This window comes from Streptomyces curacoi, assembly GCF_001513975.1.
Lineage (GTDB): Bacteria > Actinomycetota > Actinomycetes > Streptomycetales > Streptomycetaceae > Streptomyces > Streptomyces curacoi.
Map to the genome: position 1 here is coordinate 389,362 of NZ_KQ947986.1, position 15,438 is coordinate 404,799.

General features: G+C 73.4%; 11 protein-coding genes and 1 pseudogene. 9 read left to right on the forward strand and 3 right to left on the reverse strand.

From position 1 onward, the window contains the following. The 4 genes from pcaG (at window position 1) to AQI70_RS11500 (ending at window position 3,902) form a co-directional block, all read left to right on the forward strand. Entirely contained in the window at window positions 1–606 is a 606-nt protein-coding gene (gene pcaG / locus AQI70_RS11485; protein ID WP_062147143.1) for a protocatechuate 3,4-dioxygenase subunit alpha, read from the forward strand. Continuing rightward, the gene (pcaB, locus tag AQI70_RS11490; RefSeq protein WP_062147145.1) at window positions 603–1,916 is read left to right on the forward strand and encodes a 3-carboxy-cis,cis-muconate cycloisomerase; all 1,314 of its coding nucleotides are present in this window, start codon (window positions 603–605) and stop codon (window positions 1,914–1,916) included. The genes pcaG and pcaB overlap by 4 nt, the downstream gene beginning before the upstream one ends. Next, a complete protein-coding gene (gene pcaDC / locus AQI70_RS11495) occupies window positions 1,913–3,040 on the forward strand; it encodes a bifunctional 3-oxoadipate enol-lactonase/4-carboxymuconolactone decarboxylase PcaDC (RefSeq protein WP_062147147.1) in 1,128 nt (375 codons plus the stop codon). Before pcaB ends, pcaDC begins: the two co-directional genes overlap by 4 nt. A gap of 70 nt (window positions 3,041–3,110) precedes the next feature. Then, window positions 3,111–3,902 carry an SDR family NAD(P)-dependent oxidoreductase gene (locus AQI70_RS11500; RefSeq protein ID WP_062147149.1) on the forward strand — a complete coding sequence of 264 codons (792 nt, stop codon included), beginning with the start codon at window positions 3,111–3,113 and terminating at the stop codon, window positions 3,900–3,902. 6 nt (window positions 3,903–3,908) lie between these two features. On the opposite strand, the pseudogene AQI70_RS11505 reads toward AQI70_RS11500, so the two are convergent. Next, a pseudogene (locus AQI70_RS11505) lies at window positions 3,909–6,584 on the reverse strand (ATP-binding protein). Between the two features lie 207 nt (window positions 6,585–6,791). On the opposite strand from AQI70_RS11505, the gene AQI70_RS11510 reads away from it, so the two are divergent. The 3 genes from AQI70_RS11510 to AQI70_RS11520 all read left to right on the forward strand — a co-directional run bounded on the left by AQI70_RS11510 (window position 6,792) and on the right by AQI70_RS11520 (window position 10,461). Beyond that, window positions 6,792–8,123 carry an MFS transporter gene (locus AQI70_RS11510; RefSeq protein ID WP_062147150.1) on the forward strand — a complete coding sequence of 444 codons (1,332 nt, stop codon included), beginning with the start codon at window positions 6,792–6,794 and terminating at the stop codon, window positions 8,121–8,123. Window positions 8,124–8,127: 4 nt separating this feature from the next. Continuing rightward, a complete protein-coding gene (locus tag AQI70_RS11515; RefSeq protein WP_062147152.1) occupies window positions 8,128–9,279 on the forward strand; it encodes an anhydro-N-acetylmuramic acid kinase in 1,152 nt (383 codons plus the stop codon). A 165-nt stretch (window positions 9,280–9,444) separates the two neighbouring features. Next, complete coding sequence (locus AQI70_RS11520) at window positions 9,445–10,461, forward strand: DUF2510 domain-containing protein (protein WP_062147160.1); 1,017 nt, start codon at window positions 9,445–9,447, stop codon at window positions 10,459–10,461. A gap of 152 nt (window positions 10,462–10,613) precedes the next feature. Here the strand turns inward: AQI70_RS11520 and AQI70_RS11525 are convergent, their stop codons facing one another. Further along, window positions 10,614–11,228: a TetR/AcrR family transcriptional regulator gene (locus tag AQI70_RS11525; protein WP_062147162.1), complete on the reverse strand. Its 615-nt coding sequence runs from the start codon at window positions 11,226–11,228 to the stop codon at window positions 10,614–10,616. A 234-nt stretch (window positions 11,229–11,462) separates the two neighbouring features. Here AQI70_RS11525 and AQI70_RS11530 point away from each other — a divergent pair, with 234 nt between their 5' ends. Both AQI70_RS11530 and AQI70_RS11535 read left to right on the forward strand, forming a co-directional pair. Further along, window positions 11,463–12,269, forward strand: coding sequence for a phosphatase PAP2 family protein (locus tag AQI70_RS11530; RefSeq protein ID WP_062147164.1), 807 nt, complete (start codon window positions 11,463–11,465; stop codon window positions 12,267–12,269). Further along, a complete protein-coding gene (locus AQI70_RS11535) occupies window positions 12,266–13,294 on the forward strand; it encodes a DMT family protein (RefSeq protein ID WP_244181574.1) in 1,029 nt (342 codons plus the stop codon). The genes AQI70_RS11530 and AQI70_RS11535 overlap by 4 nt, the downstream gene beginning before the upstream one ends. Here the strand turns inward: AQI70_RS11535 and AQI70_RS11540 are convergent. After that, window positions 13,284–15,335 (reverse strand): phosphocholine-specific phospholipase C, encoded by a 2,052-nt coding sequence (locus AQI70_RS11540; protein ID WP_062147166.1) that lies wholly within the window; start codon window positions 15,333–15,335, stop codon window positions 13,284–13,286. The genes AQI70_RS11535 and AQI70_RS11540 overlap by 11 nt on opposite strands. Between the last annotated feature and the right edge of the window lie 103 nt (window positions 15,336–15,438).

The following is a 15,438-nucleotide window of genomic DNA, read 5'->3' on the forward strand; positions in this document are numbered from 1 at the left end:
ATGACGAAGATCGACACGAGCCGTCCGGAGACCGTGCTGCCCACTCCGTCGCACACGGTCGGCCCCTTCTACGGCCACGCCCTGCCCTTCCCGGGCGGCGGCGACATCGCCCCGGTCGGCCACCCCGACACCATCGCCCTCCAGGGCTACGTCACCGACGGCGAGGCCAAGCCGCTGCCGGACGCCTTCCTGGAGCTGTGGGGTCCCGACCCGGACGGCAACGTGCCGCAGGTCGACGGCTCCATGCGGCGCGACCCGGCCAGCGGCGGCTTCCTGGGCCGCAACGGCGTGGAGTTCACCGGCTGGGGCCGCGTCCAGACCGACGCGGGCGGCCACTGGAGCGCGCGGACGCTGCGGCCCGGGGCGCGTGGGCGGAGTGCGCCGTACCTCAGCGTGTGCGTCTTCGCTCGCGGGCTGCTGGTGCATCTGTTCACCCGGATCTATCTGCCGGGCGACGAGGCGGCGCTGGCCGCCGACCCGCTGCTGTCCCGGCTGGACGCCGAGCGCCGCGACACGCTGATCGCGGTGGACCGGGGCGACGGGACATACCGTTTCGACATCCGCCTTCAGGGCGAAGGCGAGACGGTCTTCCTGGAGTTCCAGTGACACCACCGGTCGAACCCACCGCGGCGGAATCCGACACCGGCCTGCTCTCCCCCGGCTGGGCGGGCTCCCCCGCCGCGACCGCGACCAGCGACGCCGCCTACCTGCGGGCGCTGCTCGACGCGGAGGCGGCGCTGACCCGGGCCCAGTGGGCGCTGGGGCTCGCCCCGGCGGAGGCGGCGACGGCGGTGACCGAGGCGGCCGACGGCCACCCCTTCGACGTGCGGTCCCTCGCCGAACGGGCCCGCGCGGGCGGCAACCCGGTCATCCCCCTGGTCGCGGATCTGACGAAGGCGGTCGGCGACGCGTACGGCCCCTATGTCCACCGGGGCGCGACCAGCCAGGACATCATGGACACGGCGACGATGCTGGTCGCCGTGCGCACGCTCGACCTGATCCTCGGCGACCTCGGCCGCACCGAGCGGGCGCTGGCCCGGCTGGCCGCCGGGCACCGCGACTCCGCGATGCCCGGGCGGACGCTCACCCAGCACGCCGTACCGACGACGTTCGGGCTGAAGGCGGCCGGTTGGCGGTCGCTGGTGCTCGACGCGCGGGACCGGATGACGGCCGTACGGGACTCGCTGCCCGCCCAACTCGGCGGCGCGGCAGGGACGTTGGCGGCCTTCGGGGCGTACGGCGCGAGCGATCCGACCGAGCTGCCGGCGACGTACGCCCACGAAGTCGGGCTGCGGGCGCCCGACCTGCCCTGGCACACCCTGCGCACGCCCATCGCCGATCTCGCCGGGTGCCTCGCCCTCACCGCGGGCGCCCTCGGCAAGCTCGCCGTGGACGTGCTCACCCTCTCCCGCACCGAGATCGCCGAGGTCGCGGAGGGCAGCGGCGGGGGTTCGTCCGCCATGCCGCACAAGTCCAACCCCGTACGGTCCACCCTGATCGCCTCCGCCGCGCGGCGGGCACCTCAGCTCGCGGCCACGCTGTACGGCTCGCTGGCGGCCGAGGACGAGCGGCCGGCCGGGTCCTGGCAGGCGGAGTGGGAGCCGCTCAGGGAGCTGCTGCGGCTGGTCGGCGGGGCCGCGCGGGATGCCGTCGAGCTGGCCGAGGGGCTGCGGGTCAGGGCCGATGTCATGCGGGCACACCTGGATCTCACGCACGGGTTGATCGTCTCCGAGCGGCTGTCCGCCGAGCTGGCCCCGGTGCTGGGCCGGGCCCGGGCCAAGGAACTGCTCACCCGGCTGGCGGCCGAGGGCAAACCCCTGGACCAGGCGCCGGAGCTGACGGACGTCGACCTGGATCCCACGCACTACACCGGCTCCGCCGGAGCCCTCACCGACCGCGCTCTGGAGCGACGTTGACACTCCTCAACCACCGTGCCGAAGGGCCCGCTTCCGCGCCCCCGCTGCTTCTCGGCCCCTCGCTCGGCACCTCGTACGCCCTGTGGGACGAGGTCGCTCCCGAGCTGTCGATCACCCATCGGGTGGTCCGCTGGGACCTGCCGGGACACGGCGGCTCGGCCGCCGGCCTCATCCGCCCGGGTGCCACCGTCGGTGACCTCGCCGACCTGGTGCTCGCGCTCGCCGACTCGCTCGGCATCGAGCGGTTCGCCTACGCGGGTGTGTCGCTCGGCGGTGCGGTGGGGCTGCACCTCGCCGTGCACCACCCGGCGCGGGTCACCTCCCTGGCCGTGATCTGCTCGTCGGCCCATTTCAACGGCGCGCAGCCCTGGCAGGAGCGGGCGGCGCTGGTGCGGCGCGAGGGGCTGGCCGGGCTGGCGGAGAGCGCGAACGCCCGCTGGTTCACACCGGGCTTCACCGTGCCCGGCCTTGTCGCCGATCACCGGGGCGCCGACCGGGACGCCTACGCCGCCTGCTGTGACGCGCTGGCCGCCTTCGATCTGCGCGACGAGCTGCCGTCCATCACCGCGCCCACCCTGCTGATCGCCGGGCGCGAGGACCCCGCGACCCCGCCCGCGCATCTGCGGGAGATCGCGGACGCCGTGGCCGGGGCCGCGCTCGTCGAGATCCCGGGGGCGTCGCATCTGGCGCCGGCGCAGTGCCCGGAGGCCGTCCTCACCGCGCTGCGGGCCCACTTCGACGGTGGCGCCCGGCGGGGCATGGAGGTGCGGCGCGAGGTACTCGGCGACGCCCATGTGGACCGGGCGCAGGCCCGGCAGACCGCGTTCACGGCGCGCTTCCAGGACTTCATCTCGCGCTACGCCTGGGGCGAGATCTGGACCGACCCGACGCTCAGCCGCCGCGAGCGCAGCATGATCACCCTGACGGCCCTGGTCGCGCACGGCCACTACGACGAGCTGGCCATGCATGTCCGGGCGGCCCGGCGCAACGGGCTGACGCCGCAGGAGATCGGGGCCGTACTGCTGCAGACCGCCGTGTACTGCGGGGTTCCGGCGGCGAACTCGGCGTTCGCGGCGGCCCAGCGGGTGCTCGCCGAGGAGTCCGGGGCAGATCCGGGCAGCTGAGGGTGACCCTGGCGGTCCTGCCTTCGGCAGCACCTCGCACATGCCTCCAACCCGTGCCTACGGTGGAGGCATGTCCACCCTCCTGATCACCGGCGCCACCTCGGGTCTCGGCCGCTACGTCGCCTTCGAGCTGGTCCGTTCCGGGCACCGCGTGCTCGTCCACGGACGGGACGCGGGCCGTACGGAGCGGCTCGTGGCGGAGCTGCGGGCCGAGGGGGAGGCCGAGGGGTTCGTCGCGGATCTGGCCTCGCTGGAGCAGGTGCGTCAGCTGGCGGCCCATGTCGCCGGTGCGCATCCCGAGCTCGACGTGCTGATCAACAACGCGGGGGTGGGCTTCGGTTCGCCCGGCACGGGTCGTGAGCTCAGCGCCGACGGGCACGAACTGCGCCTGGCGGTCAACTACTTGGCGCCGGTCGCGCTGACCCGCGCCCTGCTCCCGGTCCTGCGCGCGAACGCGCCCGCGCGGATCGTGAACGTCGGCTCGGCCGGCCAGGAGCCCCTCGACTTCGACGACCCCGAGCTGACCCGCGGCTACGACGGCGTCTCGGCGTACTGCCGCAGCAAGTTCGCTCTCGCGGCCCATACGTTCGCCCTGGCCGAGGAACTCGACGGCACCGGTGTCTCGGTCAACGTGCTGCACCCGGCGACCTACATGGACACGGCGATGGTCCGCGAGGGCGGGATCACGCCCTGGCACACGGTCGCCGACGGCGCGCCGGGCGTCCTGGCCCTCGCCACCCGGGACCTGGGAACGGGCGGCTACTTCGAGGGGACGTCCCGGGCGCGGGCGCACGAGGGGACGTACGATCCCGCCGTGCGGAGGCGGCTGGCCGCGGTCACCGACCAGTTGCTGGCCCTCTGACCCGCCTCACCCCACGCCCGACAGCAGCGCCGCCTCCGCCTGTGCCACCAGCCCGTCCGCCCCGCACGACCGCGCCAGCGTCAGCCCGCGCCGGAGTTCCGTGGCCGAGCGGGCGGCGATGCCGTACTCGACGCGGGCCGCGGCGTGTTCGTACTGGCAGGGCGAGGCCTCCAGATAGGTGACGGCCTGTTCGGCGAGGCGGACCGCGCGCTAGCCGGTCTCCAGGGCGGCGGCGCAGCGCAGGGCCTCGCCGATCGCGGTGTCGGTGCCGAAGCGCTCGGCATGACGGCGGACGTCGGTGGCGAGCCGGCCGGCGCGCGCCGGGTCCTCGCTCCGCAGGGCGCGGGCCAGGTCGACGGCCCACGGGACCATCACCGGGTTGTGGTGGCCGCGGACGGCCGCCGCCTTCTCCGCTTCCTCCAGTTCGTTGACGCCCTCCTGGACGCGGCCGACCGCGAGGAGCAGACGGCCGCGGACCGAGCGCGGGTCGGGCAGGACGATGGTGGACGGGTACGGCGGGGCGAAGCCGTACTGTTCGGCGACGTCCCAGGCCTCGTCGACATGGCCGCGGGCGAGCAGTGTGTCGACCAGGTTGCAGGTCGCGGACCAGTAAAGGGGCAGCCGGCGGCCGACGCGCTCGGCGAGCGCCAGCGACTTGCGCAGGGACGCCTCGGCCTCACGGAGCCGACCGCGTCTGCGGTGTCCGACGCCGACGTAGGCGTGCGCCAGGGAGAGGTGGCCGCCGCTCCAGCCGGCGGACTCGTACGCGCGCAGGGCCTCGGTGTAGAGGGCCTCGGCCCGGTCGAGGCGGTCGGTGAAGGCGTAGGAGTTGGCCAGCATCATCAGCAGCTCGATGCCCCACTCGGGGTCGGTCCAGCCGAGCCCGGGGGCGAGGCGGCCGTTGACGAGGGCGCGGTCGCACAGTTCGACGACCTCCTCGGCGTTCTCGCCGCGGGCCATGGCGTCGAAGCCGCGCAGGATGAGCAGGGCGCGCTCGGAGTTGTCGCGGCCGGTGCAGGTCCCGGCGAGGGCGGCGAGGCGTTCGGAGCGTCCCGGGGAGGTCGCCTCGCCCGCGTAGATGCCCTCCCACATGAACTGCACCGCCTGCAGCCGAAGCTTGGCGGGCCCGGCCCGGTGCCGGGCGGCCTCCGCCTCGACCGTGCGGACGGCCTCCTCCAGCTGGTCGTTGTGGAGCAGGGCCTGGGAGAGGCGGTAGACGGCGTCGACGCGTTCGTCACCGTCGAGTCCGGGCATGGCGAGAGCGGTCTGGAGGTGGTCGATGGTGGTGGCGGGCGCGGTGAGGAGGGTGGCGCAGCCGAGCTCGTGGAGCACGTGCGCGTGGACCTCGGGTGCGGGCGGCTCCAGCAGGGCGCGCTCCAGGCAGCGGCGGGCCGCGTCGGGCGCGCCGACGGCGAGGTGTTCGCGGGCGGCCTCACGCAGCTGCTCGACGAGTTCCTCGTCGCTGTCCGGGTGGACCTCCAGCAGGTGGCGGGCGGCGACGGCGGCGCCGCGGCCGTTGTCGGTGACGACGCGGGCGGCGATGCCGTGCATCGCGGTGCGCAGGGCGTCGGGGATGGAGTTGTAGACGGCGGTGGCGATCAGCGGGTGGACGAACTGCAGCTCACCGTCGTCCGGTTGGACGCTCGCCGGGTCGGGCTCGGTGAGGATGCGGGCGGTGCGCAGCAGGTCGGCGCAGCGCACGGCGTCGCCGAGACTCATGGTGGCGAGCTCGGCCACCAGGTCGACCGAGATGCCGGTGCCGAGGATCGCGGCCGCCCAGGCGAACCGGGTGGCGTCGACGCCCAGCGTCTCCAGGCGGGCGACGAGTCCGCCGCCGCGCGCCGCGCGGTTCAGGGCGCGCAGTTCGCCGGCCGCGGCCTCGGTCGGCTCGAACTCGCTGTCCTGCACCTTGGCGAGGAGTTCGACGGTCTCGTACGGGTTGCCGCCGGTGACGGCCCAGACCTCGCGGCAGAACGGGGCGTCCGCGTGCGCGCCCAGGGTGGCGCGGGTGAGGCCGGCGGTCGCGTCCGGGGTGAGGGCGCTCAGCGTGGCGACGGACGAGCCCGCGGCGGCGACGGTGTCGAGGTGGCGGGCGCTGTCGCCGCTGACCTCGCCGGGGCGGCGGGCCACCACGACCAGGACGTTCTGTTCGCCGAGGCGTTCGGCGAACGCGGCCAGCCAGCGCAGGGTCTCCTGGTCGGCCCAGTGGGCGTCGTCGATCAGCAGCACCAGCGGCCAGTCGCGTCGGGCCAGTCGGCGTACGGCGGCCACCAGGCCGTCGCACACGCCCTGCGGGTCGGCCTGGCGCTCGCCGGGGTCCGTTATGCCGAGGGCGGGTCCGGCGATGTCGTACCAGTCGCCGAGGTACTCGCGTGCTTCCTCCGGCATCAGCGACAGCAGCGCGGGTTGCAGCAACTGCCGTACGACGTTGAAGGGAACGGAGCTCAGGGTCTCGCTGCCGCGGGCCGACCACACCGTGCAGCCGCGGGCCTCGGCGATGCGGCGGGTCTCGGCCAGCAGCGCGGTCTTGCCGAGTCCGGCCTCGCCCCGGAGCAGCAGGAGACTGCCCGAGGAGGACTTGTCCGCGCACAGGGTGTCGAGTGCCCGCTCGACGGCGGCGACTTCCTCGTCGCGCTCCCACAGGGAAGCCGAGGCGGCCTGCGTGAGCCGTACCTCCGTCATCCCGCTACCTCCCCAAGTCGCCCGAACGACGTACAGACCTTGAGCGTAGCCGTCCGATTGCCTGAGTGGAGGCCCGTCGGGGCAGCTGTTGCCGTGATGGGTGACAGCAGGTGCGGGCGGGCGACGCGAAGGGCCCGCGACCTGCCCCGGGAAAACTTACCGAGAGTCAAAAACCGGTGGTGGAATCGACAGTGAGGAGGCGCGGCAATGACGCCGACCGTCCAGGACCGAGGCACGGTTCGGTCCCGCAAGGCGCTGGTCGCGGGGTCGGTGGGCAACTTCATCGAGTGGTACGAGTTCGGTGTCTACGGCTACTTCGCGACGATCATCGCGGCGCGGTTCTTCACGCCGGAGGGCGGCGGCGAGGTCGAGGCGCTGGTGAAGACATACGCGTCGTTCGCGCTGGCGTTCTTCTTCCGGCCGGTCGGCGCCGCCCTGTTCGGCCGGCTCGGCGACCGGATCGGCCGACGGCCGGTGCTGATCCTGGTGATCAGCCTGATGACCGGCGCGACGACGCTGATCGGCGCGCTGCCGACGTACGACACGGCCGGGGCTCTGGCGCCGTGGCTGCTGACGTTCCTGAGGGTGCTTCAAGGGCTCTCGGCGGGTGGCGAGTTCGGGGGCGCCGTGTCGGTGATGACGGAGTTCGCGCCACCCGGCCGACGGGGCCTGTACGGGTCGTGGCAGTCGTTCACCGTGGCGCTGGGGCTGCTGGGCGGTGCGGGCGCGGCGGCGCTGCTCGCCACCGTGCTGACCGAGGAGCAACTGGGCGACTGGGGCTGGCGGTTGCCGTTCCTGCTGACGCTGCCGCTCGGGCTGGGCGCCCTGTGGCTGCGGCTGAGGCTGGACGAGACGCCGGCGTTCCGTCGGGAGGGGGAGGCCGAGCGGCCGCCCGGGCGTGAGGTCGCGGGGGCGATCGCGCTGGGCGCGGGGCGGATCATGGGCTGGGCGGCGGCCGGGTACACCTTCCTGGTGGTGCTGCCGTCGTATCTGCAGTCCACCCTGGACGCGACCTTCCAGCAGGCCCTGATCGCCACGGTGCTGGCCAACCTCGGGTTCGCGGTGACGATCGTGCCGGCGGGGCTGCTCAGCGACCGGCTGGGCCGGCGGACGGTGATGCTGACGGGGGCGCTGCTCGTGGTGGTCCTCGCGGTGCCGCTGCTCAACCTTCTGCAGAACCCGGGCGTTTCCCTCACCGTGAAGGGTGCGGCGGTGTGCGGCGCGGGTGCCGTGGTGGGGCTGATGGCGGGGCCCGGTCCCGCGATGCTCGCGGAGCTGTTCCCGACGAACGTGCGCTGCATGGGGCTGGGACTCGCCTACGCCCTGTCCAATGCGGTGTTCTCGGGATGCGCCGGGCTCATCATCACGGAGACGATCGAACGGACCGGCAGCGTGGACATCCCCGCCTACTACGCGGCCGCGACCTGCGCGGTGAGTGTCCTCGCCCTGGCCAGGGCACCCAGGACCCGCGCCGGGAAACCGAAGGCTCCGGTCGAAGCCCTGGTCGAGGCTCCGGGGCGGGAAGGTGAGGTGAGGTGAGCGCATGCGGGTGATCGGCCTGATGTCGGGTACGTCGTACGACGCCGTCGACGCGGCCGCGGCCGAGCTGGGCCTCGTCGGCGACAGCCTCGTCCTCAGGCCGCTGGGGCTGGTGAGCGACGGGTACGACGACGCGCTGCGGGAGGCGCTCACGGCGGCACTGCCGCCCGGGACGACCTCGATGGCCGAGGTGTGCCGGCTCGACACCCGCATCGGGCAGGCATTCGCGGCGGCGGCCGTCCGGGCCGACCGTGAACTCTGCGACGGGCAGGCCGAGTTGGTCGCCTCGCACGGGCAGACCGTGTACCACTGGGCCGAGGACCGGCAGGTGTACGGCACGCTGCAGCTGGGGCAGCCCGCGTGGATCGCCGAGGCGACCGGGCTGCCCGTGGTCGCCGACTTCCGGCCCCGCGACATCGCCGCCGGCGGCCAGGGCGCACCCCTCGTCAGCCTGGTCGACCTGCTGTGGCTGCGCGGCCGGCCCGGCACACCCGTCGCCCTCAACATCGGCGGCATCGCCAACCTCACCGCGCCCGACGGCACCGCCTTCGACACGGGGCCCGGCTGCGCGCTGATCGACGCGGCGGCGCGGGGGTTCAGCGGCGGGCGGCTGGCCTACGACGTGGACGGGGCGCTGGCCGGTCGCGGCAGCGTCCATGAGCCGCTGCTGCGGCTGCTGGAGGAGCCGTACTACGCGCTGCCCGCCCCCAAGACCACCGGCAAGGAACTGTTCCACCTCGGCCGGCTGCGGGACGCGCTGACCGGGATCGGGACGCTGCCCGCCGAGGACGTCGTCGCCACCCTGACCATGCTCACGGCACGTACGGTCGCCGACGCAGTGCGCTCGGTGGGCGCGACGGAGGTGATCGCCTCGGGCGGCGGGACGCGCAACCCCGTGCTGATGAGGATGCTCGGGCAGCGGCTGCCGGGGGTGGCGCTGCGCACCTCCGACGCGCTGGGGCTGCCGGCGGCCTCGAAGGAGGCGTACGCCTTCGCCGTGCTGGGGTTCCTGACCGTGCACGGGCTGCCCGGGACCGAGCCGGCGGCGACCGGCGCCCGGCACGCGCGCGTGCTCGGTTCGATCACCCCGGGCCGGGACGGGCTGCGGCTGCCGCCGCCCGTGCGACAGCGGCCGGTACGGCTCGTCGTGGAGTGACGTCGGGGCTCGTTCTGGAGTGAAGTCGGGGCTCGTTCCGAAGTGACGTCGGGCCTCGTCCTGAAGTGAAGCGGGGACCCGTCCTGGAGTGGCGTCGGCCGAAATTCGTGCGCCGGGGCCGGATCCTCTCATCCGGCTTTCACCGACACCTCATACGGTGGGCACATGACGCAGGTGACTCCTCCCGGCTGGTACCCCGACCCCGGCCAGAAAAGTGACGGTCCGCCCACCGAGCGCTGGTGGGACGGCAAGGCATGGACGGACCAGGTCCGGCCCGCGGGGTCGGCCGACTGGGGACCGCCGGGGCAGCCGCCGGCCGACGGGGCTTTCCCGGCGTATCCGGTGCATCCGGGTTATCCCGGCCAGTTGCAGTCGGGCGGGCGGCGCGGTCTGCGCACGGGCATAGCCGTGGGGGTGGCCGCGGTGGTCCTCGCGAGCATCGGTGTCGGCGTGTACGCGCTGACCGCCGAGGACGGCTCGGGGGGCGGCAGCGCCACCTCCCAGCAGCGAGGCCAGGACGGCCCGGGCGGGCCGGGTGGCGGTCAGGGCGGCCCCTTCGGCGATTCCGGCGGCGGCAGCGGCGGTTCCGGGGGCGGCGACGGCGGTTCCGACGGGCGGTCGCCCGCACCGGACGCGTCCGAGGCGCCGAAGATCGACAGCGGATCGGTGAACGACGGACTGAGCGGGATCAGCCTGCCCATCCCGGACGGCTGGTACGGCCAGGAGTTCCAGGTCGGCGCGCAGGTGACGTCGGACGAGGCGTACAAGTGCCCCGGCGACACCTCCGCGTCCTGCACGAAGGGCGGGGCCTACTCGGCCCCCGCGCTGGCGCTCGGCCTCAGGGGCGACACTCCGGAGGAGGTCGCCAAGGCGGACATCGCCAAGAACGCGGAGAAGTCCTACGGCGGCAAGACGTACGGCGGGATCACCTCGCACGAGGTGCTGGCCTCCAAGGCGGTGACCGTGGCCGGGCAGAAGGGCTACCTGGTCCGCTGGAAGGCGATCACGAGCAAGGGCGCGGACGGCTATGTCGAGTCCCTCGCCTTCCCCTCGCCCGTCAGTGAGCGGCAGATCGTCGTGGTCCGGTTCGGCGTCGACGTCGGGGAGCAGCAGTCGGTGATCGACGAGATCACCAAGGGCATCGAGGCGTACACGGGCGGCAGCCCCGGCCAGGACGTCTGAGCTGCCCTGACCCCCTGGACGAAGCGGCCGGGTGGGGCGCCCCTCCGCTCAAGGGGAACCCCACCCGGCCGGGGGGTGCGCGCCGCCCCCGTCCCCACGGTGCGGCGCGGTACAGGTCGCCGTCCAGTCATCCCGTGGACGGCGCCTGGGTCTCAGTCGAGGCCGAGGGTCGGCAGTACGGCGGCCTCCACGAAGCGGACGATGTACTCCGGGTCGGCGTCCTCGCCCTCCAGGACGGGGCGGGCCCGCAGCACGCCGAAGATCTGGGCGGGGACGTACTCCAGCGCCGGGTGGTCGGCGGCCACCTCCCCGCGCTCGACGCCGCGCCGGAGGATCTCCTTCAGCGCGTCGAGCTCGGGGTCGACGAGGGCCTCGCGCAGCGCCCGCCGGAGCTCCGGGTCCTGCATGACGGCGTGGCCGAGGGCCTGGAAGAGCCGGGTGTCCTTGCCGGACCACGCTCCCGCGGCTCGGGCGGCCTCGCGCAGGTCCCCGGCGAGTGTGCCGGTGTCGATGCCGTCGAAGCGGGTGCGGCGGCTGGCGCGCAGGGCGGCCGCCACGAACTGCGGCTTGGTCTTCCACTGCCGGTAGAGCGTGGACTTGCTGCAGCGCGTGCTGGCGGCGACGCCCTCCATCGTGACGGAGTCGTAGCCGCACTCGCGGATCCGTTCGAGCACGGCGTCGAAGAACTCCCGCTCACGCTCCGGCGTGATCTTGGAGCGGCGCGAGGCGGCGACCGTCTGCGGTCCGTCCGCGGCCTGCGACGTCATGTGCTCTTCTCCTCGCTCGGGTGCGGCGCCCCACGCCGGGACGGGCCTGCACTACCAGTGGGTCGTACGTCTATCGATACGCCACTGTACCGGAACGCTCCCGTATCGGTACAGTGACGTATCGGTACAGGGGCGTTTCGGTACGTCTCCGTATCGATGAGTTCGCCGAGCCCGCGGAGTCACCGGCTCGACAGCTCGGCAAGCACCACTCACCGTCAGCGAAAGGGCCGGGGGATGAATGCCCGCACCGAGCCTGCGGAGACGGGGACCGACGCGATAGCGCGGCCCCCGCTCGTCCGGGAGCTCCTGCTCGTCGTGGGGCTCTTCCTCGTCTACAAGTTCGGCCGTCTGCTCGCCACGAGCCACACCGGCGAGGCCTTCCGCAACGCCGACCGGGTGTGGAACCTGGAACGGGCCGTCCATCTGCCCGGCGAGGGCTCGGTGCAGAACCTGCTGCTGCACGGCGACACGCTCGTCCACCTCGCGAACACCTACTACGCGACCGTCCACTTCCCGGCCACCGCGGCCTTCCTGATCTGGCTCTACCTGCGGCGCCCCGCGCACTACGTCCGGGCCCGCCGTGTCCTCGCCGTGGTCACCGCCGCCGCCCTGGTCGTGCATCTGGCGTTCCCGCTCGCCCCGCCGCGCATGCTCGCCGCGACCGGGCTCGTCGACACCGCGCAGGTCTACGGCCCCTCCGTGTACGGCCCGCCGCGGACCGACCACCTGGCGAACCAGTTCGCGGCGATGCCGTCGCTGCACTTCGGCTGGGCGCTGATGGTGGCGATCGGCCTGATCGTGGCGACCCGGTCGCGGTGGCGCCTGCTGTGGCTGCTGCATCCGCTGCTGACCCTGCTGGTGATCGTGGGCACGGCCAACCACTATTGGCTCGACGCGCTCGTGGCGACGGCCATGCTCGCCCTCGCGCTCGCGGCGATCCACCTGCCGCACCGCACGGTGACGACGGCCGGACGCGGCGCCGGGACGCTCGTTCCGGCGGCCCGGGACGAGGACGCGGCACTGGTGGGAGCGGGCCGATGAACGCCACGCTCCTCGCCGTCGTCCTGTCCCTGTTCTCCGCCGTCGCCTACGCCGCCGCGGCCGTCGCCCAGGAGCGGCTGGCCTCCCGCGCCCCGGGATCGGGCCTGCTGCGGCTGCTCGGCTCCGGCGCCTGGTGGGGGTCGGTCCTGCTCAACGGCTCCGGCGCGCTGCTGCACGTCGTGGCCCTGAAGTACGGTCCGCTGACCGTGGTCCAGCCGCTCGGCGCGCTCACCCTGGTGGCCGCGGTGCCGCTGGGCGCGCGGGTCGCCGGGCGGCGGGTCAGCGCGGTCGAGTGGCGCGGTACGGCGCTGACGCTGGTCGGCCTGGCCGCGATCCTCGTCACGGCGTCCGGGCCCGCGCCGGAGGCCGTGCTGAGCACGTCCGAGGCGCTGGCGGTCGCGGCGGTGACGGCGGCGCTGATCGGCATGCTGTCGCGGCCGGGCGCCCGGCCCGGTCTGCGGCACGCGACCGCGTCCGGCTTCGCCTCCGGGGTGGCCTCGGCGCTCACCCAGACCGTGACGGTGGCCGCGACGGACCGGTCCGACTCCTTGCTCGGCCTTCAGGTGATCGGGGTGGCGCTGCTGGTCGCGGCCTTCGCGGCCTGCGGACTGCTGTTGTCGCAGACGGCCTATCGCGGTGGGCTGGGCGCACCCCTGGCGGTGGTGACCATGGCGAACCCGGTGGCCGCCGCGGTGATCGGGCTCGTCCTGCTCGGCGAGCGGCTGCGGGGCGGCGCGGCGGGCATCCTGCTCGCGCTGGCCGGAGCGGGGCTCGCGGCGTGGGGTGTGGTGCTGCTCAGCCGGGCGACACCCGACCCCGCCGGCACCCACTCCCCCGACACCGACGACGAGCACCCCGTGGCCGCCGTACTGGCGCTGGAGCCCGGCTCGGCCGCGCAGGAACCGGTGCTGGTGCCCCGGCAGCCGGAACCGGGGCACCTCACACCGCTCCAGTCCGGACACCGCTCCAGTCCGGACACCGCTCTGATCCGGGCGACCCGGCCGCGACGGCCGGTTACTCGGTGATGATCGCCGGGTCGCTCACACCCGGCCGCCCGTTCTCGACGTGCCCGGCGAACCGCCGCAGGAACGCCGGATCGGCGTGCGAGGTGACGGTCAGGTCGTACCAGCGCCGGCTCGCCGCGAGGTCGACGGTGCGCCGCACGGTGGCCCCGGGCCGCACGGTGACCGTCGTGGCGGGACCGCCGTAGCCGTTGGTGACCTTCAGGCGGACGCTCGCCGTTCGCTTGTTGGTGAACGTCAGCTGGATGTCGTCGCCGGTGTGCCGGGCGGTGACCTCGGGGCCGGCCGCCTTGTTCGAGCCCTTGAAGCAGCGCACGAAGCCGTTGGGGCCGTGCACGGTCAGGTCGTACGAGCCGTTCGAGTACGCCGAGTTCCAGGTGTCCCCGATGGTCTTGCCGGCCTCGGTGGTGTACATCCAGGGCCCGTCGGCGCGGTTGCCGGAGGTGACGTGGAAGGCGGCGCCGGCCTTGGCACCCGAGGCGAAGGTGAGCGTGAACTTTCCGGTCGCCGCGTCGACGGAGCCGTCCACGTACGGGGCGTACCCGAGCGGCCGGGCGGGCCGCAGTCCGCGCTCCTGCCTGGGCATGTCCGGGTCGGCCGGCGGCGTCGGCCGGTAGTCGGGGTGACGCTCGCGGTCCGGCGGCTCGTAGGCGTCGGTCTCCGGCAGCGCGGCCGGGCGGGTGTCCTTGCGGGAGAAGTCGAAGGCCGAGGTCAGGTCGCCGCAGACGGCACGCCGCCAGGGCGAGATGTTGGTCTCCTCGACGCCGAAGCGGCGCTCCATGAACCGCAGGATCGAGGTGTGGTCGAGGGTCTCGGAGCAGACGTAACCGCCCTTGCTCCACGGCGAGACGACCAGCATCGGCACACGTGGGCCGAGGCCGTACGGTCCGGCCGGGCGCCTGCTGTCGCCCGGGTAGAGGTCGAGGGAGACGTCGACCGTGGACCTGCCCCGCGAGGCGTCCTTCGGCGGGAACGGCGGCACCACGTGGTCGAAGAAGCCGTCGTTCTCGTCGTAGGTGATGAACAGGGCCGTCTTCGACCAGACCTCCGGGTTGGCGGTGAGCGCGTCCAGGACCTGGGCGATGTACCAGGCGCCGTAGTTGGAGGGCCAGTTGGAGTGCTCGGAGAAGGCCTCGGGGGCGGCGATCCAGGAGATCTGCGGCAGCTTGCCGGCCTTGACGTCGGCCTTCAGCCGGTCGAAGTACCCGTCGCCGTTCTTGACGTCGGTGCCGGTGCGGGCCTTGTCGTACAGCGGGTCGCCCGGCTGGGCGCCCCGGTACTTGTTGAAGTACAGCAGCGAGTTGTCGCCGTAGTTGCCCCGGTAGGCGTCCTCGATCCAGCCCCAGGAGCCGGCGGAGTCGAGTCCGTCGCCGATGTCCTGGTAGATCTTCCAGGAGACGCCCGCCCGCTCCAGGCGCTCGGGGTAGGTCGTCCAGCCGTAGCCGAGCTCGTCGTTGCCGAGGACCGGGCCGCCGCCCGTGCCGTCGTTGCCGGTGTAGCCCGTCCACATGTAGTAGCGGTTCGGGTCGGTGGAGCCGATGAACGAGCAGTGGTAGGCGTCGCAGACGGTGAAGGCGTCGGCGAGGGCGTAGTGGAAGGGGATGTCCTCACGGGTCAGGTACGCCATGGTCGTGGTGCCCTTGGCGGGGATCCATTTGTCGTACTTGCCCGCGTTGTAGGCCTGCTGGCCGTCGGTCCAGCCGTGCGGGAGGCCCTCCAGGAACTGCATGCCGAGGTCGTCGGCGTCCGGGTGGAACGGCAGGATCTCCTTGCTGCCGTCCGACTGGTGCCAGATCGACTTGCCGTTCTCCAGTTTCACCGGGCGCGGGTCGCCGAAACCGCGGACGCCGCGCAGCTTGCCGAAGTAGTGGTCGAAGGAACGATTCTCCTGCATCAGGACGACGATGTGCTCGACGTCCTCGATCGACCCGGTGCGGTGGTTGGCGGGGAGCGCGGCGGCGCGCTGGATGCTGCTCGACAGAGCCGAGAACGCCGTGGTCGCGCCCGCGAGTTGAAGGAATCTGCGCCGGTTGACTTCGGGCATGAGCGAGGGACCTCTTCCCATTGAGGGTGTTATGACCGGCCGTTGGTGATGGAATGCGCGCGGAAGGAGTGTTCCAGGAGCACCAAACGTCAGGGAAGGGTCC